Here is a 20171-nt window from a genome sequence, read left to right on the forward strand (position 1 = left end):
TGGTTGTGGTTCTAATAGGAAGAAGATCAGGACATCGTGATAGCTAGTATGTATTTCTTGAAAAAGAAGTGTAGGAACTGCCATTCACACTATCTAACGAAGGCGCCTGCTGTGGTAGGCGTAGCGAGGAGACATAGACAGGCGAACTTCCTGTCTATGGCTCCTCGCGAAAGCCATCCACCAGCGCCGTAGTGGGGACAATGGACTCGCCACTTACATAGGCAGCTAAACCACAATCACCTGATTAAACAGGAAACAGAAAAAGCACGGGCAAGAACCGCAACCCATTGCCGCTTATTACGCACACTAAACAGAAACGTAATCCGTGGTCACTTACGCACTAATGCCTTTTAAAACAAATACCGGAACTGCCCTACACCCAATTCAACGAAGGCGACTGCTGTGGTAGGCGTAGCGAGGAGACAAAGACAGGCGAACTTTCCTGTCTATGGCTCCTCGCGAAAGCCATCCACCAGCGCCGTAGTGGGGACAATGGACTCGCCACTTACATAGACAGCTAAACCACAACCTCCTGATCAAACAAGAAACAGAAAAAGCACGGGCAAGAACCGCAACCCAAAGCCGCTTATTACGCACCCTAAACAGAAACGTAATCCATGATCACTTACGCACTAATCACTTAAAAAACGCTATATGAACTGCCCTACACCCACTCCAACGAAGGCGCCTGCTGTGGTAGGCGTAGCGAGGAGACAAAGACAGGCGCACTTCCTGTCTCTGGCTCCTCACGAAAGCCATCCACCAGCGCCGAAGTGGGGACAATGGACTCGCCACTTACATAGACAGCTAAACCACAACCTTCAGGAAAAAAAGAAAAAGAAAATGCACCTGCGACAACCACAACCCAAAGCCGCTTATTACGCACGCTTGATAGAACTATAATTCACCCCGCACTCAATCACCAAAGCCAAGTAAAGCCCCTTTCTCCTGCCACTTCAACATACTCGGCACAATACCCAAATCTTAAACTTAACCGCTAAAGCTGTTTCCTCCCCCTTCATCAAGGGAATGTATAAAACAACCACCAAAGAAAGGAGTGAATGGGATGAGCACTGTACAAATCCTCATTTTATTAACCATCGGCTACGTCGCGATGACGATTGATAAAAAGCAGAAAAACTTTCCACTTCCTGTCTTTCTAGTCGGAATCGGTTTCGGCCTATCATTCATCCCCTACTTCAATAGCATCACTATATCCAAAGAAATCATCTATACTATCTTTTTACCCGGCCTGCTATTTGCGTCCGCTTACCACTACTCGGCCGCTTCATTACGAAAGCATGCCAAAGTGATTGGAACGCTTAGTACGGCTGGATTACTTGTGACTGCCCTACTTCTAGGACTCGCTACCTATTGGATGGGAGCGGGTATAGAGATTTCATTAGTAGGGGCATTATTGGTCGCTTCGATTCTGACACCGACTGATCCTGTTTCTGTTGTATCCATATTGAAAAAGTCGTTGGATGATCCTTCCGTTGCAGATATAGTCGACGGGGAATCTATGATCAACGACGGGACTAGTGTCGTGCTGTTCACTGTATTGTTGACGATGTTCACGACGCAACAGGAATTTGAATTTTGGCCGTTCATAGGAGAGTTTCTTTCCGTATCGATCGGTGGTGTAGCTACAGGATTAGTAGCGGGTTGGATAGTCAGTAAAGCGATTCACCTTTCTACACATCGAGAAAATCAAGTTTTACTCAGTGTCATTATTGCCTATGGAGCATTTCATTTAGCTGAAGCATTCGGGTTTTCAGGTGTGTTGGCGACGGTTGCAGCAGGCATTATGCTATCTGCCGAACTTGGACGTGCTGACGAGGAAGAAATGCACCGAGAATATTTGAATGGATTTTGGAAAGTAGCGGAACCTGCATTACTTTCGATCTTATTTTTAGCTATCGGAATTGTAGCTGCTGATTACTTATTACCTTTACATCACGGGTGGCTCGCCATCGGAATATTTATTGTTTCGATCATTAGTCGATTTATCGTAATCGCTGGGACGATGCAATTATTCTCGGGTTACCGAAAATTAATGAACGTCAAAAAAGCCTCGCTCTTATCATGGGCAGGCATTCGAGGAACGATGTCAATTTTCTTATTGTTAAGCTTGGCCGATGCCGCAGACAGTTCCGCGGATGCGCTCGTTTCATTAGGGTTCGCAGTAGTACTGTTGTCACTCGTCGTGCAAAGTATCGGCATTTATCCACTTTCAAAAGCACTCGAAAAGTAATTACTTCGAGTGCTGCTGTTGTCGCTGTATCATTTGCATACGTTCATTAAACAGTGTCGGATAGGAGAGTAAACCTAAACAAACACTCGTTAATGCCGCTGTGGTTAGCAATAGAAATATAACTAAGATTTGAAATTGAACAGCCTCTAATGGGTCAGCCCCTGCGATGATTTGACCGCTCATCATACCCGGCAATTGCACAAGTCCTATCGTCTTTTGGCTTTCAATTGTTGGGATCATACTGGCCTGAATAGAGCGGATCAATTGCTTATGTATCGCTTGTTTTGGTGTGCCGCCAAGTGACAAGATCAGTTCACTTTCTGAACGATGCGCTTCGACTTCCGACACGAAACGATTAAGAAATAAAATCGCTAGGACCATCGAATTTCCGATGACCATACCGGTCAATGAAATAATATATTGTGCAGTAGCTGGTACAATCTTGAAGCCAAGTAAGATACTTTGCGTCAACACTTCTAGCAATACAAACGTCACGATCAACTTCCACGTGATTCCTTTAATGCCTTCCCCTTTTTTGCGCGCATTTTGCACAGCTGCTCCAATCATCAAGACGACCATCAAGAAGATGAACGTATAACTTTCCGAATCAAAGACAAATTTCAGTACGAAACCGACCGCCACTAATTGCACAGTCGAACGAATGGTCGCAATAATGGTGTCTTTCTCCAAATTCAATCCAAGTGATTTGGACAGCGCTAACGGGATCAATACAAAGATCAGTGTCAGAAATAAAGCAGTGGTACTCATGAAAAGTCCCCTTTCAAAAAGCGATCGACTGACGGGATATCTGAATGATCAAGTACAGATATTTCGCCTGCATCCACTAATTTCCCATCCACCATGATCCATGCATACTGCCCCATTCGCTTCGCCTGCTCCAAGTTATGTGTGATCCAGATGACCGTAATCTCATGCTTTTCATGCAGTGTACGAATCAAGTCTTCTACTTCATTCAATGATGATGGATCTAGCGCAGACGTGATTTCATCCATCAATAAAATCTTGGACTCATTCATTAATGTTCGAGCAATCGACACTTTCTGCTGCTGACCACCCGATAAATTCTGACTGTCACGTTCGAGATATTCTCCTTCAAGACCGACTTGATCTAAAATATCCAACGCTTTTTCTTTACTCAATGTCTTGCCCTGTAAACGCAGTGGCAGTGCCAAATTATCATAGACGCTCCCTGCGAGCATTGGAGAATTTTGTAACACCATTCCTGCTTTTCGACGGAGATCGATCGGCGACATTTCATGAATGGCACGCCCTTGTACGGTAATATCCCCACTTGTAGGACTCAGCAGACCGTTACACATTTTCAATAACGTCGTTTTCCCTGCACCCGATGGACCGACCAACACCGTAATCTGATTGGTAGGGAAAGATCCCGTTATCGAATCGAGAATCTTTGTATCCCCTACCTCAAACGATACATGTTGAAAATGAATCGCCGGCTCATATAAAGATTTATTCTGTTTACTATCCATCTATTTCACCTTTCCCACACTTCTTCATTCATCAATCTTCAATAAATCCAACGGGGTAATGATGCCAATTAGCTTCTCATCTTTACCACCTTGTTCCGTGATGAGCAGGGCTTGTAGTCGTTTCCCCGACAAAATGGATTTTCTGAAAAACCCTTCTGCTTCATAAACCGACATTGTACTTTTGACAAAACGATAGGTTTTTCTTCTTTTCTCGTGATTATATACGTCTAATAATGTCGGTATTTCCCGGGAAATGCAATCTGTTTCCTGATCTGCTAGCCAATTCATAATGCCATCTGAGGTAATTAATCCGATAAATTGACCCTTTTTGTAAATAGGTAGTTGATTAATTTTCCATTCTCTTACTAAACGCAGACCCGTTGCCAGTGATTCATCCGCTTGCACAGTATGTACTTTACCGGCAAATAAATCTTTGACCGTTACAGGGTTGGATAATCGTTCATCTATACTCTCGATTAGTTTCACAATTTCATCATGGGGCTCCGCTATAGCATAGTCAAAGCCTGTCCGATTATGCACAATCGCATTGCGTAAACTTCCAAACTCCCGTAGATCATCTTCGTAATGAGCAACTAAAGCATGTTGGGATTTAGCTCTATCAATTTTCTTTGAGAATGAAAAATGGTTAGGCAAATCCGTAATCTTCATTAATGATTTATCGATTCGATTATATGCAATGAGAAAACGCTCTGAATTTTTATGCTCCATAACACCGCCCCTTTTCTAGGCAAAGTATAGCATATTTCATTCCTTTTCAAGCCTTTAGACTTCCTGGTTAGCACACTTTTTAAAATACAAAAAAGCCGTTGCGGTGCCTAATTACGGTCACTGCAACAACTAATTATTGATTGGAAATCTGTTTAATTTGATAATCACCATATTCGTCGTAAATCAGGGTGTACAACTTTTTCTTTTCTAAAAACTGTACCGTTCCATCTTCCTTCGTGAAATTCAATGTTTCATACGTATACACTTCAATCGATTGATTCGTATACATAACATCTGTCACAGACGTATCAATAAATTCATAAAACTCATTTTTCATAGATAAGTCATTTAGAAAATCCCATAATTCACTCTCCGCGGAACTTCCGGCCGCAACATATGGTGCAATATACTCATAATCATTATAGTCAATCGCTAATTCATACTGACTCCTAAAACCATGAATAAAATCCTCTACTTCTTCATTTGCAACTTCTGTATCTTCCAGCTCTGGCTCTTCTGTATAGTCTTCCTCTGAATCGTCGAAACCACCATAGTCTTCATAGTCCCACGACGTATCCTCCGAATCTTGATACGACTCCGGGACATAGTCATCGTAGACGTTGAATAACGCAGCCACCGCCTTACTGCTCATTGGTGCATGAATCCATTCATCTACTTGCTTCTGCATACTGTGCATCGGAATAGAAAATCCAAAGACGGTATTATCTTTATATAGTAAAGAATTAATGCCAATCACTTTACCCGTTGTTGCATCTAGCAATGGACCGCCACTACTGCCATGATCAATCTGTGCATCAATTTGATAGATCTTCTCATAAATGAAATCTATTTCCATATCACGATTCAATCCTGTTAAATAACCAATAGATGCCGTATTCTCAAGACCTTTAGGGCTCCCTAACGCAATCACTTCCGTACCAATCGGTGTCTCTTTCGTCTCGGTGACAAACGGTTTCACATGTTTATTCGCTTCTGATTTAATTAACGCGATATCATAACGATCTGAAATGCCAATAACAGTACCTTCAAAATTCTCACCTACAGAATTCTTCACCGTTACATCGGTATAGCCGGCCACTACATGTGCATTTGTCACGATATAGCCACCAGCCTTATAAAAAAAACCTGAGCCCAGTCCATCTCTCGTGCCAATCGTAAAAACACTTGGCAACGACTCTTTAATGAGTTCCGTTTTATCTTTGACCTGCTGTTTCGTTTCATTGACAACAGTAGGCGCCTTTTTAATTTTCAATTCGGCCTCATCTTTATGAACAACTTTTGTTTTAACGGAAGCTGTCGTTTCGGACGGCCATTGAAAACTCCAATCTGTCGCGTAGCCATAACCAGCCCCACCTATGAGTAATGTCAACACTACCGCAAGAATAGGTTTCGCATTAGTGGACCCATACATCGCCTTGCCGCAGCCACCACAAAAGTTCGCTTCATCCGTATTTTTATGACCACATTTCGGACAATACATATAGTTTTCCCCTCTTCCATTCCCCAATGGCTTCGAATAATCTTTCTTTTCATTATACCATATGACCTAATACAAAAGACATGCCATGAAGTTTGAAATTCACACATTTCTCGATGCTTTTTCTCGTTAATCGCCCCAAGTATTATCATAAATACGTGTTGAATTAAATTTTCTTTCAATATACATACACCAACCGATTCTTATTGAATATATCCAATGAAGCGGCACAGTTCTCTAGCAAATTTCTACATACGCTAAAGAGAGAGGAGGTGCATACAATATGTCATCTAGAAGGTTCAAACCTGACAATGATTATGACGTACCGTATATTCCGAGACGAAAAGCGCGATGTTATGATGAAAAGAAAGTCGTTCATATACTTGTCGACCTGACAATGGGCGCACCTGTAGAGATTACATTGAAGGATTCAAAAGAGGTACAACATAACGGGTACTACCTACAGTTCGATCGAAAAAATCGGACTATCCACTTTCAGCCATTTGGAGAATCGGAAGTTCAAGAGATTGATGTAGGAGATATTTGTACTATAAGATATGGCTCCTGAAAATAAAAAAATGTACACAGCGCACTGTGTACATTTTTTCATTCTATTTGGCTGATTTTCAGATCGATTGCTTCCGTCAATGCACTTACCGTTTCAGGCACATAACTTTTCATCATGGAATTAATAACCGATCCCATCATACCCTTCCCCCTGATATCAAGATAGCCTTTTAGTATCGTGGTCTCTGCAGCTTCTTCTAGTTGGAAGCTTCCGTTCCCCTCGAGACTCTCATTCAGCCCCTCAAGAGTAAATGCTATCATTGAACGTTCAACTTTTTCTGTAATATCAACTTGCATGACAATATTCTTTTGCATCATGCCAAGATCAGCCCGAAACTTCCAAGTAAATTGATTTTCACTAACTTTCTCGTGTTCAATATAGCCTGGAATGAGAGGAGCCCACTGATCTACCTCTTCGAGAAAACTCCATACATGTTGCGTGGATGCTGTTACGTTGATTTCCTTTGTACCGTTCGGCATAGACCATTCCACCTTCCCTAACAGTTAACTTTTCATCATACTACTATGAAATCCAGTTTTATACAAATCAGGTTGCATTGTGCTGTAGTACACCTCTTTTGGAAGATAGGGATTGTGGGTGGTGGGTGCTGGGTGGTGATTGAGCGGATAGACGGGTGGATAGAGCACTCGCGGGCGATGATAGAGCGGATATTTGGTCGGATAGAGCGCGATTGGGCTTTGATAGAGCGAATATATGCACCGATAGAGCGCTCGCTGACTTGGATAGAGCGCAAATGCGCACACGTTTGACCACGGTCATGATAACCCGCAGAGTCTCGCTGGCAATCCACGATTGAGCGGATAAACGGGCGGATAGAGCGCGGGCAGGCTTTGATAGAGCGGATAAATACACACATAGAGCACTCACCAGCTTTGATAGAGCGAATAGATCCACCTATAGAGCGCTCGCTGACTGGGATAGAGCGCAAATGCGCACACGTTCGGCCGCAGTCATGATAACTCACAGAGTCTCGCGGGCAGGCCACGATTGAGCGGATAAACAGGCGAATAGAGCGTGGACAGACCTTAATTGAGCGGATAAATACACACATAGAGCACTCACCAGCTTTAATAGAGCGAATAGATCCACCGATAGAGCGCTCGCTGACTGGGATAGAGCGCAAATGCGCACACGTTCGGCCACGGTCGTGATAACTCACCTCACAACATCACTCCAACTCATCCGCACTCGGCATCGCGGACAGCGCGCCGACTTTCATTGCACATAATGCTCCCATTTGATTACCGAACTCGATATGTGCAAGCATTTCTTCAACCGTTTTAGGTTTGCCGTTTAGATGAAGGCCGCGAAGTACGCCCGCCAAGAAAGCATCTCCTGCTCCTGTTGTATCTACGGGATCGATGGGCTCCACGGTTACATGATGTTGCGCCCCTTCAATGATGGCCAGAGTTCCTGCTTCCCCCATCGTCATCATGATAACTGGGATATTATAGGCAGCAAGGTGATCTAATGCTTTTTCTATATCCGATTCTTGCATGAGAAAAGTAAGTTCTTCTTCCGTAAGTTTCAGCAAATCCGTTTGATCTAAAAATGAAAGGATTGTATTACGACATAGCTCTTCACTTTCCCAACGTAATGGACGAATATTAGGATCTATTGAGAGATAAAGACCATGTTCTTTTGACAATTCGACAGCTCTTTTCGTTGTTGCTAAAGCAGTTGGCTGGAACATCGTACCGGAACATATATGTAAAATTGAAGCGTTTTGGAAAGCTTTCTCTTGTAAATCACTCGGTTGGACTTGAAGATTGGGCGTGTCATCTATGTATTTCACAAATACTCGATCATATTCTGGAGTCAAATGTACATAAACACGGTTCACTTTCTTCTCAGGAATACGGACAGCAAATGTTACATCGACACCTTCTTGTCGCAGTTGATTTTCTGCAAAGTTTGAATCCTCGTCTTCTCCTATTACGGTAATTAATGAAGATTTTGCACCTAGGCGTGAGACACCTGCCGCTACGTTGACTGTTGCCCCACCAAGAAATGTGGAGAATTTGGTGTTTGTTTTGTCTGTTGCGATATAATCCACGAAAATGTCACCATATATTAAAACATGTTTATCTTGTCGATTCTTCATGTATTCGACCTCCTCAGAAGTTTTCTCTCTATCGTATCACGGAATTAGCTTAACTGTGATAATGTCCAAATAAAATATTGTTCAGTATTTTCTGTACGAATTGAATTATAGTAAACTGCACACACTACAGTTTAATTCATGCGGTTCCTGGGAAATCATATAACTAAAAGGGATGAAAATATAAATGATCTATGAATGTGCCATTATTGGTGGTGGACCCGCCGGATTAAGTGCGGCTTTAGTACTTGGACGGGCAAGACGAAATGTTATTGTATTTGATGACGATCAAGCAAGAAACCGCGTCTCCCGTGCATCACATGGATTTTTAACGCGTGACGGTATGCAGCCTTCGGAATTACGACAGATTGGTCGGAAAGAACTGACACAGTACCCGTCTGTGGTATTTCATCATCAGAAGATAGTTGCGTTAGAACGTTTGGATGAATCACATTATGAATTAATGGCAGCAGACGGCAGGACGTTCCGCACACAGAAAGTACTTCTTGCTGTCGGTTTACGTGATGAACAGCCTAACGTACCAAGTATTGAGCGCTTTTACGGCACATCCATTTTTAGTTGTCCCTATTGCGACGGATGGGAATTGCGAGATCGTTCACTGGCAGTATTTGCGGATAAAAATGTGTTTAAATTGGCTGCAGAAGTGTATACCTGGAGCCGAGATCTAATTGTTTTCACCGGTGGAGAAGGCCAGCTGACAGCAGAGGAACAAAAGAAGTTGAGTGCGAAAGGGATACAAATTGTCGATGATATCATTTCAGGACTTGAAGGTGAGGATGGACAATTGCACAGGGTGCGGCTTGAAGACGGTACCTTGATAGACCGCGCAGGCGGTTTTGCCTCTCCTCTTTGGAGTCATCCTAATCATTTCGCTCAAGACTTAGGGTGTGAGCGAAATAAAAATGGTGGAATTTTGACCGATGAATATGGACGGACAACCGTTTGGAATGTTTACGCAGCAGGAGACGTCTCTCATATCGTCCCCTCGCAACTACTAGTCGCTGCGGGGACCGGAAGCGCCGCCGCTATAGGGATTAATGGTGACTTGACGAATGAGTTTTTCAATCGAATAGATTAAAAATAGCCCCTCACCGTTTTAATCAGGTAAGGGGCTATTTTAGTTTTTATTACCATTCAAGTCGATCTACATAACCGCCGTGTACATATAGCGATCCATACGGTGCTTTATCTGAACGAATTTTTATCCATGGATTTTCAGGTAACTGATCATCTTGAATAATGAGCGGCATGCCCACTTTCGGATAGTAATAAATCTGAAGCGACTCTTTTATTGGCTCAATTCGCACTTTCAAATCAACGTAATTTGTCAATCCAATCTTTAACTGATTCGCCAATTCTTCCCCACCCATCGAACGATCCATTCGATACAGATGCCCTGCGATTTTAGAACCCCAGTATGGATCGGAAGCATATTTGACGTTTACACCAACCGCTTTGTTACCGAAATTTGTCCCGTTCGCATACGCCACGTTCGGCGGCAGATAGTTTCTATTCAAGAAAGCATCGACTAGCTCTTGAATATTCTGACTGACTGAATCAAAATTCTTCCTCTTCGGATTATCATCCGTCACATACAACCCAAATAAGTTATTATCGGCCAACGCGCGCTGACTTAGTCCGTACTGACTTTCATGTTGCGCCAACGCTAAAATATGCATCGCGTTCACATGACTATCTCGTTCAATACGTTTTAACTCTGAACCTAATCCAATCAACTTACTTCTTGTCGTAGCGTCTTTATAAATCGTGGAGTTAGGATTAAATTCTTCTAGACTACGTAACTGTTTCATAATATACGCATCCAACTCTTCAGCTGTATAGCGGGTCATGCTGCGCATCGGCAAGTACTGAAAGTATTGATGTGCCGTGCCAATTAAAGCCCCTGTTTCATTATAAAAATGACTGCCGTCGGTGCTATAATACTTTACCCCTTCTTGCATAAAGCGTGGTGCAGCACCCATCTCATACGAAGCGAACGACTTAGTCTTATGTGAGTAAATCAAATGGTATAGTGAATTTTTCGACACTTTGTAGTGTGTGCGATCCGTTATGGTCTGACTCGGTAGCATCGTTGCATTTTGTGGTTTGATATAGAAGTGTCTTCCTGCCAGTTCGACTTTTACAGACGTCGCTGTCGAGTCAACATACACAAGTTCCGTATCTACTGGAACATAAGTTTCCTGACGTTTTAAGTCTTTATCGGCATACAAAATTGTCAATGAGCTGCCACCGTATGCCACGGTTGAGATCAGCCCGCTTGGCATGTGGATGATATGGTTTTGGAACAACACGACTTGGTTGCCATTCATACGGCTTGCCGCTGCTTCAAAACTTGGAAACCTTTCCACTACGTTTGTCGTGCCATTGGCTTGTACATTCGCCAAGTCATATGTTCTATCCGTCATAATAGAGAACATTTTAGTCACCGGTACTTTTAATGGATTGCCGTCTGTATTATGCACGGCTTGCGTAATATGCAATGTGTAAGTTTCTCCACTACGGTAATTACCTGCTGGTGGCGCGATATGTACTTTCTTGTCGGAGTCTGAGTATGTTATTGCATTGGTCTGCGTTACTCCTTTAGAATCCTTGATATAAATTGTGTCTTCGCTGACCGTATCTTTATTTACTGGTTTATTGAACGTGACTATCCACGTCTTGTCCGGATTCTGATCAGGCGAAGGGTCCTGCCAAGTAGCAGCTTCAGTTGATAGCGTCATCGCAAGGGTGATCAGAAAAGCGATGACAGCTGTTGTGATAAGTTTTGTCATAGATTTCAAATCTAGTAACCTCCTTTTGGTGTTGATTATACAGGTTATTACTAGATTTGACATATAGAATTACAGAATTGTTCAATAGTATACAGAATACGGCACACGCATTCATCGCGTTGAATTGAGCTGATGGTATGTTTAAGGCTAGCCGACTCCATAACCAGAATAAGTCCTTCTGCTGGAATATAATTTTGTTTCCAAAATATATTGTAAGCAGAGGGACTTATTTTTTTCATAATCACATATGTCTACGTATCGATTCTTTTAAGCATTCATTACTAAACCATTGTTCTCTAGTATAGATCGTGCTGGTGTGTAGTGTAAATCCTGTGCTTCTGCAACAGCTTTATATGTGACATGGCCATTCATCGTATTTAAACCTTTTCGAAGTGTTTCATTGTCTAGAAGGGCCTGTCTACATCCTTTATTGGCAATTTGAAGTGCATAAGGTACAGTCACGTTTGTCAATGCTACTGTAGATGTCTGTGGTACTGCACCAGGCATATTCGCCACTGCATAATGAACTACATCATGTTTTGTATAGATCGGGGCATCGTGTGTAGTGACACGATCTGATGTTTCAAATATTCCTCCTTGATCGATCGCGATATCTACAAGGACCGATCCAGGTTTCATAGATTGAACCATTTCTTCAGTGACAAGCTTAGGCGCTCTCGCTCCCGGGATCAGTACTGCACCAACCACAAGGTCTGCTGCTTTGACTGATTCAGCGATATTAAATGGATTGGAAACAAGTGTCTGAATATGATTGCCGAAAATATCATCTAATTGACGTAAACGATCTACTGACAAATCCAGCACTGTCACTTGAGCACCCATCCCTATTGCAACACGTGCAGCATTTGCTCCTGCCTGCCCACCGCCAATTACTACGACTTTCCCTCGAGAAACACCTGGTACCCCAGCTAGCAGAATACCTTTTCCACCTTTCGTTTTTTCAAGATACTGGGCACCAATTTGTGTGGCCATTCTTCCTGCTACTTCGCTCATCGGTGCGAGCAGAGGTAATGATTTATTAGGCGACTGAACCGTTTCATAGGCAAGTCCTGTTACTTCACTTTCTAAAAGAGCTTTAGTCAACTCCATCTCAGATGCTAAATGTAAGTATGTGAATAGTAGTAACCCTTTACGAAAATAACGATATTCAGAGGCAATTGGTTCCTTTACTTTCATCACCATTTCAGCGCTCCATGCTTCTTCCGCTGTCTGAACGATCTTGGCGCCCGCCTCGACATACTCCTCGTCTGTAAAACTTGATCCTAAACCAGCTTCCGTTTCAATAAGTACTTCATGGCCAGACGAGCGCAGTGTGTACACTCCTGCGGGGGTCATCGCAACACGATTCTCGTTATTTTTAATCTCCTTTGGTACACCAATCAACATACCCATTCCTCCTCGGATCAAATGTATACTATTGTATAGTTTTCAGTTTTCTGAGATTTAGCGGTATAAGATATCCATATTACAAGACGCTACTTACTGTATAGAAAAGGCACCTCTGACTACACTTCACTAGTAGACTAGAGGTACTTTAAACACAATTACGAGATTACAACCTGTTATTCATTCTCTTTAAATACTTTTTTAATAACGGATACAATGAAGTCAACATCTTCATCCGTACAAGAAAGCGGCGGGCAAAGTGCAAGAACATTATTAAATCCTTCTACTGTCTCACCATTTCGACCGACAATCAGTCCATTCGCTTTACATTCTCCAATAATTTTCGTGATTCGCGCATTCGTTGCAGGCTCTTTTGTTTTTTTATCTTCAACGAGTTCAATCCCCATCAAGAAACCAATACTTCGAATATCTCCCACATAGGGATGATCCTGTAAGCATGCCAGTTCATCCGATAACCGCTCGCCAAGTTCTGCTGAACGATTGATTAGATCTTCACGTTCCAAAATCTCTAAGTTCTTTAACGCGACTGCACAAGCAGCCGGGTTTCCACCAAACGTATTGACATGACGAAAATGACTGTGATCTTCGCCTGTATCAAACTTTTCGTAAATATCTTTGCGGATTGCTGTCACCGATAATGGAAGGTATGCGCTAGTTAGACCTTTCGCCATCGTCACAATATCCGGCTTCACGTTGTAATGCTGATGTCCAAATGCTTTTCCCGTACGCCCAAATCCACAAATCACCTCATCCATGATCAATAGGACACCGTGACGGGTACAAATTTCTTGGACTTTCTCTAAGTACACCGGATGTGGGATTAAGATTCCACCTCCCGTAATGAGTGGCTCCATAATAATCCCCGCAATTGTATCTTTTTGTTCCCAAATAATTTTTTCTTCGAGCTCTAAAGCACGCTGTATATTATAATCTTCCACTGAGATCCCTTCAGGTTTTCGATAATTATCTGGAGGTGCTACATGTAAAAATCCTGGTACTAGCGGCTCATACTTATATTTACGCAAAGCTTGACCCGTAGCAGATAGCGCTCCCATTGAGCTGCCATGATAGGCACGATAACGGGAGAGGAATTTATATCTCGAAGGTTCCCCATTTTGCTGGTGATACTGACGTATAAGCTTGAAGGCTACTTCATTCGCATCGGATCCGCTATTTGAATAGAAGATTTTATAGTCGTCTCCTAGCATTTCATTTAATTTGGCAGCTAGTTTTATTGCCGGTTCATGGCTTTGTGTCATGGGCACATAAGCCAGCTTTTTCAATTGCTCATATGCTACTTGAGCTATCTCTTCTCTTCCATAACCCACATTGACACACCAAAGCCCTGACATACCATCTAAATACCGATTACCTTTATGATCTGTAATCCAGGCGTTTTCGCCACTTTCAATAATCATCGGAGGATTTTTTTCATTATATGCTGAAATATGATGCCAAACTTTATCACGATTTTGTTCCGTAAAGGACTTTTTATTATTTTGATCTTGTTCATGTAAAGTTTTCAATAGCATTGCCTCCCCTTTTATCAATATTCGTGACGTGCAGTCAACATTTTCTTACGTGTGTAAAACTCGATACCATCACGGCCATTTGCATGCAAATCACCATAAAATGACTTCTTATAGCCGGAGAATGGGAAGAACGCCATAGGTGCTGGTACGCCTAGATTTATACCAAGCATTCCTGCATCAATTTCTTCTCGGAATTGACGAATCGCCTTTGAGCTATCTGTATATAAACAAGCACCATTTGCAAAGTCTGATTGATTGGTAAGCTCAATCGCATCATCCAATGTTTCTACTCTAATTATCGAAAGTACCGGTGCGAATATTTCTTCTTTCCAAATTCGCATTTGCGTTGTAACTCCTTCAAAAATTGTCGGCCCTACGAAATAGCCTCCTTCTGAAGTAGATTGATCACTTCGGCCGTCACGTACGAGAGTCGCTCCCTCTTTGATCCCCGCTTCGATATATGAAAGTGTTTTATCCTTATGTGAATCTCGAATGACTGGTCCGAGGAATACTCCTTCGTCTAATCCATTTCCAATAGTTATTTTATTAGCTTCATCAACTAAACGCTCCACAAGTTGATCCGCAATATCTCCAACTGCGACTACAACTGCAGCAGCCATACATCTCTCACCAGCAGAACCAAATGCTGCATTGGTAATATTAGTGACTGCCAAATCCGTATTTGCATCAGGCATAACAATCGAATGATTCTTGGCACCTGCCAGCGCTTGAACACGTTTACCATGAGCCGTCCCTGTTTTATACACATACTCTGCTACCGGCTGTGATCCAACAAATGAAACGGCCGGGATATCTGGATGGCGTAAGATTCCGTTAACGATATCATGTGCGCCATGAACGATATTGAACACTCCTTCTGGTAATCCGGCTTCAGTTAATAGCTCCGCTAATCTATTCGCCAGGAGTGGTGTACGCTCTGAAGGTTTTAAAATAAATGTATTTCCTGCTGCAATGGCAAGCGGGAACATCCAACAAGGGACCATCATTGGGAAGTTAAAAGGTGTAATCCCTCCAACAACTCCTAAAGGATAGCGATACATGCCCGATTCGATGTTTGTTGCAATATCAGGCAGTTGGTACCCCATCATCAACGTTGGTGCTCCCGAAGCAAATTCCACACACTCGATTCCGCGCAGAACTTCGCCATAGGCTTCCGTATAATTTTTTCCGTTTTCTATAGTAATCAGTTGTGCCAGCTCATCCCAATGAGCAATTAGAAGTTGTTGATATTTAAATAGAATACGAGCTCTTTGCGGCACAGCAGTTTTCTTCCAAGTAGAAAAAGCTTTTTTCGCTGCATCTACTGCAATTTGTAGATCCTCTTCAGTTGAAATAGGTACTTCTGCAATAATCTCACCTGTAGCTGGATTTGGCACCTCTTCATATTTATCAGTGAGTGATTTTACCCATTGTCCATTAATAAAATTTGAAAGCGTTTTCTTTTTCACAACTATTGTATTCATTTTCATTCCTCCTATTCATCTAATCTTGCTTTACAACAAGACTTGAGCTAAACTACTTTCTATAGTTTAACAATTATTCTAAATACTTTCATTTTACATTGTGTAACATCGTACTGAAAATCTTTTCACGTTATGGAGGTCTTTTTTCATGAATGAACTTTCTTTGACCGTTAAAGATGTTTTAGCTCGCGAAACGTTCAAGCACGCTAAAGTCGTAGCTGGAAGTAATGGATTGGATCGTCAAGTTAGATGGTCACACGTATTAGAGGTAAGTGAATTCAGTTCACTAGTTAACGGCGGTGAAATCATCTTAACTACTGGCCTGCATCTGCAACTTGATAGTGCGACACAGTTAAAGTATATAAAACAGTTAATCGAACTAGATGTTGCTTGCCTTTGTGTTGAAATAGGGTATTACGTTAGTGAAATACAGCAAGAAATTATTGCACTCGCTGATGCACAGCAATTTCCTATAGTGGTGTTCGAAAAAGCAGTTAAGTTTGTCGATATTTCACAAGATTTACATACCGTTATCATTAACCGCCATTATGAAATGCTGTCTAAATTGGATACACTATCGAGAAGGTTTAATGAGTTAAGTTTAATGCCCAATGGAATTTTGAAGATTCTCCACGAGTTACACTCACTGTTTAATCAACACGTCTTGTTTATATCTGATGAAGCGAAATCCTATTACTACCCTGTTGAATCGACTTCGTGGAAAAAAAGCATAAAAGAATTTCTTAGTGAGAGCCCTACGCAAAAACTAAAACAAGACATCTATATAATCGATGATCAGGCATTTGTTTTGTTTCCAATCAATGGTTTAGGCCAAGCTCTTGGATATTTATGCCTTCATCTTCCACAAGCAACAGCTGATAAGTTTGCCATTTTAATCTTGGATAGAGCTTCTCTGGCGATCGCTCAAATATTACTACGGATTCGTACTATTCAAGAGAGGAATCAATATAATGAAGATGAATTTGTGCGTAATTTATTGCATGGGCGTCCTGTAGATCAGGAAGATATTCAATCCTACCTACCAACGAAAAGCCCGAATACCCATTACAGAATCTTTGTCATTGAGTTGGATACTAATGAAACCACTATAGATGAAAATAGTTGGGAAGAAATCCGCTTACAACAATCTATGACAATTCGTTCTGTCTTTAAAAGACATAGTTTCTTTCCAACTATCTCCGTAACTAGAAATGAAATTACGATTATTGCATCATTTATTGCTTCAGGTAAACATGTAAAGGATATTAATCGTTTCATCCAAGTAGCCAAACAATTAACTAGCATGGACGACGACAGTCTCTTTAACGAACGCGAATATACATTTGGTATCAGTTTAGTTCACCATAACCAATCACAAATCAAAGAAGGATATACAGAAGCAAAAAGAGTAATTGAACTCAAACAACTGATTTTATTTGAAAGTGATTTTTATGAAGACTTGGGGATCTATAGACTTTTACTTCTACTCAACGAACAAGGATACCTTGAACACTATGTAGAAGATTACCTACAAGATCTTATTGATTACGATAAAAAGACCGATAGCAACTTATTCGAAACGCTCCGCATTTATCTTGAGTGTGGTGGTTCAAAAAAAGAAACCGCTGATCGTCTATTTATCGTAAGACAAACACTGTATCACCGACTGGAAAAGATTGAATCCATAATGGGTGAGAACTTTATGTCTCCACTAAATCGGATTGCACTCGAAGTAGCCATTCTAGCTAAAAAAGTCTTATCTTGAGTGACATCTCTTTCTACATACAGCCACTGCTCATCTGCATTTAGTGAATAGTGGCTGTATACGATTACATATTTCACTATGACCGCCGTGGAATCCTGTTATAACGGATGATAGCTTCCGCTAATCGCATCCACTATGAGCTGCCCTGATTTCTCATTATCCATCTTGAAATCCGTTAACCAAAACGGACGATAAAAGAGATTCCTATGAACTTCTGTGATTTTAGGCATCGTAACAAACTTGGCTTTCGAAGAAGCATTGTCAAAAATAAACCTTTCAGCCATATCGATCGCTTCTTCTTCTCTAATCATAAGCTCAGGGAAACGACCAACTTCTACTTTCATTCTAGAAAAACTTGGCCGAACATCCACCATCGCTCCTCTTCCCCCAAGCCCATCTATTGTACAAGCTGCTTTCCCCTTAAACTTCAGTAAGCTTTTAGCACTCACTTGATATTCAAAAAAGTAATATGGGTAGTAAATAATATCTTGGATTTGAAAATACGTTTCTTTTTCGTATTGTTGCAATCCTTGCAATACCTCTTCTTTAGTAAATTCGATGTCTTGTAGTAATATAGCGCTCATAAGTACCTACTCCTGTAAGTTATTTATTGTCTGCCAAAAACTTGGATACATTGCTAGCTTCGGGAGCCAAATCGCGTGTAATGTTACGGTCAAATTCTTTTGAAAATACACGTTTGCGTCTGGACTGTTCGAACGCTTCCAGTATTTCACCTGATGGTTTACGACCAAATCGACTTCCGATGATCATACCTAACAGAGATACGATTAAACCCGCCAAGAATGGATGAAGTCCCGTAGATGTTTCAAGCCCCATGGAAGTCCAAATAATATTTGTTGAAGCTCCACCAATCATTGCGCATAGGCAGCCAATATAATTCGCTTTTTTAGAGTAAACAGAGGCAACATAAGGAACTAAGAAAGCATTTCCTAAAGTACCAAAAGCGAATAATACTAAAGCAAACACGGATGGTGGCTCATAAATGGCTACTACAACTCCCACCACTCCCCCCAATAAAATGCATAATCGCGAAACTAGAATCATCGTCTTCGGAGTAGCATCTTTATTGATGAATCGTTGATAGACGTCACGCGAAAGAATAGAGCCTGCCTGCATCAAGATAGAGTCTGCAGTGGACATTACCGCTGACATAATAGCTGAGAGTAATAGTGCCGCAAAGATTCCTGGGAATAACGTATAAGCTAATTCTGTAATAATCATTTCCGGGTCAGCAATTGTGGGTAGTAAGATAATACCAATCATTCCTAGAATGTACGGTACAAAGATAAAGAATTGATTCCATATAGCACTAATTATGACAGCGCCTTTTACAGTTTTTGTACTTTTCATCGACATATGGCGAACTACTACATGTGGAAGTCCCATATATCCAATGGAGTAGATGAGTATTGCACCGAGCACCATCCCCCACTGACCATAGTAGGCTAGGTCTTTCCCCCAGATACTCAAATACGAAGGATCTATAGCTTTCAGCGCAACGTTCAACCCAGTGATTCCGCCTACATGGAAATACGCGAGAATACCGATCCCTACGACACCAAGTACCATGATTAAGCCTTGTACAAAAGAAGTGTATGCAACAGCTAGATATCCGCCTGCCACAGTATAGATAATAATGACGCTAATCCCGATAATCAGAGACAGTTCATAAGTAAAACCTGTCAGTGTAGACATTGCCTTACCTGCCGCAATAAACTGAGCGCATACGTATCCAAACAAAAAGACAATTGAAATAATCGAACCTACCACTCGAACACTTGGGCTTTCAAAACGTTTTTCTAAGTACTCAATCGGTGAAAGCGCTCCCAATATTTCAGACATTCTTCTCATTCGCTTACCTAAAACGGACAGGTTAATAATCGATCCACCTGCATCTCCAATAGCGTACCAAATGGCATACCAGCCATATTTAAAGGCCATCGCCGGAGCTCCCATAAACATGAAACCACTCATTGCTGTAGTTTGCATGGTCATTGCAGTGACTGCCGGTCCGAGAGATCGACCACCGAGTAAGTACTGTTCTGTAGAGGCTGACGATCTTCGCGAAAACCACAAGCCAATCGTTAATAGAATCCCTAAGTATACAATGAAAATTATCCCATCAATGCTCATTGAATGCCCCCCTATCGCAACTACTGATTTTGGTTTTGATTCTGTTCTTTTTCCATCTTCTCTTCCATATCATCGTCTTTTTTCATTTTAAAATAGATAATGGTTGCTAAGCCTAACCATATGAAAGGCCATGGAACAAACCACCAAAATGTTTCTACAGGAAATCCAAGCATATATTCACCTCCCTCTATAAATGTTGATGTATCAACGGTTTGAGCCGTTGTAAGGGTGCCAAAAAAATATTTTTTACACGATGATAAACAATAATAATTAGATATTTGAATATTCAAACGTCCATGGGTGCGCTACGCGG

The 20171-nt window shown here is 41.6% G+C and carries 17 protein-coding genes; 4 read left to right on the forward strand and 13 right to left on the reverse strand.

What is annotated here, in order from left to right; all coding sequences use genetic code 11:
• Positions 1-1066: 1066 nt before the first annotated feature.
• Positions 1067-2254, forward strand: coding sequence for a cation:proton antiporter (locus CSV64_RS15380; RefSeq protein WP_099635489.1), 1188 nt, complete (start codon positions 1067-1069; stop codon positions 2252-2254).
• On the opposite strand, the gene CSV64_RS15385 is transcribed toward CSV64_RS15380, so the two are convergent.
• The 4 genes from CSV64_RS15385 to CSV64_RS15400 form a co-directional block, all read right to left on the reverse strand.
• Positions 2255-3022 carry an ABC transporter permease gene (locus CSV64_RS15385; protein WP_099635490.1) on the reverse strand — a complete coding sequence of 256 codons (768 nt, stop codon included), beginning with the start codon at positions 3020-3022 and terminating at the stop codon, positions 2255-2257. It lies immediately after the preceding gene.
• Positions 3019-3765: an ABC transporter ATP-binding protein gene (locus tag CSV64_RS15390; RefSeq protein WP_099635491.1), complete on the reverse strand. Its 747-nt coding sequence runs from the start codon at positions 3763-3765 to the stop codon at positions 3019-3021. The genes CSV64_RS15385 and CSV64_RS15390 overlap by 4 nt, the downstream gene beginning before the upstream one ends.
• Before the next feature lie 24 nt (positions 3766-3789).
• Complete coding sequence (locus tag CSV64_RS15395; protein ID WP_099635492.1) at positions 3790-4494, reverse strand: CBS domain-containing protein; 705 nt, start codon at positions 4492-4494, stop codon at positions 3790-3792.
• A 133-nt stretch (positions 4495-4627) separates the two neighbouring features.
• Positions 4628-5995, reverse strand: a complete 1368-nt coding sequence (locus CSV64_RS15400) for a trypsin-like peptidase domain-containing protein (RefSeq protein ID WP_099635493.1) — start codon at positions 5993-5995, stop codon at positions 4628-4630.
• A 280-nt stretch (positions 5996-6275) separates the two neighbouring features.
• Here CSV64_RS15400 and CSV64_RS15405 point away from each other — a divergent pair, with 280 nt between their 5' ends.
• Complete coding sequence (locus CSV64_RS15405) at positions 6276-6560, forward strand: hypothetical protein (RefSeq protein WP_099635494.1); 285 nt, start codon at positions 6276-6278, stop codon at positions 6558-6560.
• A 38-nt stretch (positions 6561-6598) separates the two neighbouring features.
• Here CSV64_RS15405 and CSV64_RS15410 read toward each other — a convergent pair whose 3' ends face one another.
• Both CSV64_RS15410 and CSV64_RS15415 read right to left on the reverse strand, forming a co-directional pair.
• On the reverse strand, positions 6599-7039 hold the full coding sequence (locus CSV64_RS15410; RefSeq protein WP_099635495.1) for an SRPBCC family protein: 441 nt from the start codon (positions 7037-7039) through the stop codon (positions 6599-6601).
• Between the two features lie 710 nt (positions 7040-7749).
• Positions 7750-8685, reverse strand: a complete 936-nt coding sequence (locus CSV64_RS15415; protein ID WP_099635496.1) for a carbohydrate kinase family protein — start codon at positions 8683-8685, stop codon at positions 7750-7752.
• Positions 8686-8869: 184 nt separating this feature from the next.
• On the opposite strand from CSV64_RS15415, the gene CSV64_RS15420 reads away from it, so the two are divergent.
• Positions 8870-9781, forward strand: coding sequence for an NAD(P)/FAD-dependent oxidoreductase (locus CSV64_RS15420; protein WP_099635497.1), 912 nt, complete (start codon positions 8870-8872; stop codon positions 9779-9781).
• Positions 9782-9830: 49 nt separating this feature from the next.
• Here the strand turns inward: CSV64_RS15420 and CSV64_RS15425 are convergent, their stop codons facing one another.
• The 4 genes from CSV64_RS15425 to CSV64_RS15440 all read right to left on the reverse strand — a co-directional run bounded on the left by CSV64_RS15425 (position 9831) and on the right by CSV64_RS15440 (position 15939).
• Complete coding sequence (locus tag CSV64_RS15425; protein WP_233190511.1) at positions 9831-11495, reverse strand: glucosaminidase domain-containing protein; 1665 nt, start codon at positions 11493-11495, stop codon at positions 9831-9833.
• Between the two features lie 267 nt (positions 11496-11762).
• Entirely contained in the window at positions 11763-12902 is a 1140-nt protein-coding gene (ald, locus tag CSV64_RS15430) for an alanine dehydrogenase (RefSeq protein WP_099635499.1), read from the reverse strand.
• A 176-nt stretch (positions 12903-13078) separates the two neighbouring features.
• Positions 13079-14449: an aspartate aminotransferase family protein gene (locus CSV64_RS15435; RefSeq protein ID WP_369823546.1), complete on the reverse strand. Its 1371-nt coding sequence runs from the start codon at positions 14447-14449 to the stop codon at positions 13079-13081.
• A gap of 20 nt (positions 14450-14469) precedes the next feature.
• Complete coding sequence (locus CSV64_RS15440) at positions 14470-15939, reverse strand: CoA-acylating methylmalonate-semialdehyde dehydrogenase (RefSeq protein ID WP_099635501.1); 1470 nt, start codon at positions 15937-15939, stop codon at positions 14470-14472.
• A gap of 148 nt (positions 15940-16087) precedes the next feature.
• On the opposite strand from CSV64_RS15440, the gene CSV64_RS15445 reads away from it, so the two are divergent.
• Complete coding sequence (locus tag CSV64_RS15445; RefSeq protein WP_099635502.1) at positions 16088-17704, forward strand: PucR family transcriptional regulator; 1617 nt, start codon at positions 16088-16090, stop codon at positions 17702-17704.
• Between the two features lie 98 nt (positions 17705-17802).
• Here the strand turns inward: CSV64_RS15445 and CSV64_RS15450 are convergent, their stop codons facing one another.
• Genes CSV64_RS15450 through CSV64_RS16785 form a run of 3 tightly spaced genes read right to left on the reverse strand, consistent with a single transcriptional unit; the run spans position 17803 to position 20031 of the window.
• Positions 17803-18288 carry a hypothetical protein gene (locus CSV64_RS15450; RefSeq protein WP_099635503.1) on the reverse strand — a complete coding sequence of 162 codons (486 nt, stop codon included), beginning with the start codon at positions 18286-18288 and terminating at the stop codon, positions 17803-17805.
• Positions 18289-18307: 19 nt separating this feature from the next.
• Complete coding sequence (locus tag CSV64_RS15455) at positions 18308-19858, reverse strand: sodium/proline symporter (RefSeq protein WP_099635504.1); 1551 nt, start codon at positions 19856-19858, stop codon at positions 18308-18310.
• 20 nt (positions 19859-19878) lie between these two features.
• On the reverse strand, positions 19879-20031 hold the full coding sequence (locus CSV64_RS16785) for a hypothetical protein (protein WP_199168610.1): 153 nt from the start codon (positions 20029-20031) through the stop codon (positions 19879-19881).
• Positions 20032-20171 lie beyond the last annotated feature (140 nt).

Source organism: Sporosarcina sp. P32b (assembly GCF_002743335.1).
In the GTDB taxonomy this organism is placed as follows: Bacteria; Bacillota; Bacilli; order Bacillales_A; family Planococcaceae; genus Sporosarcina.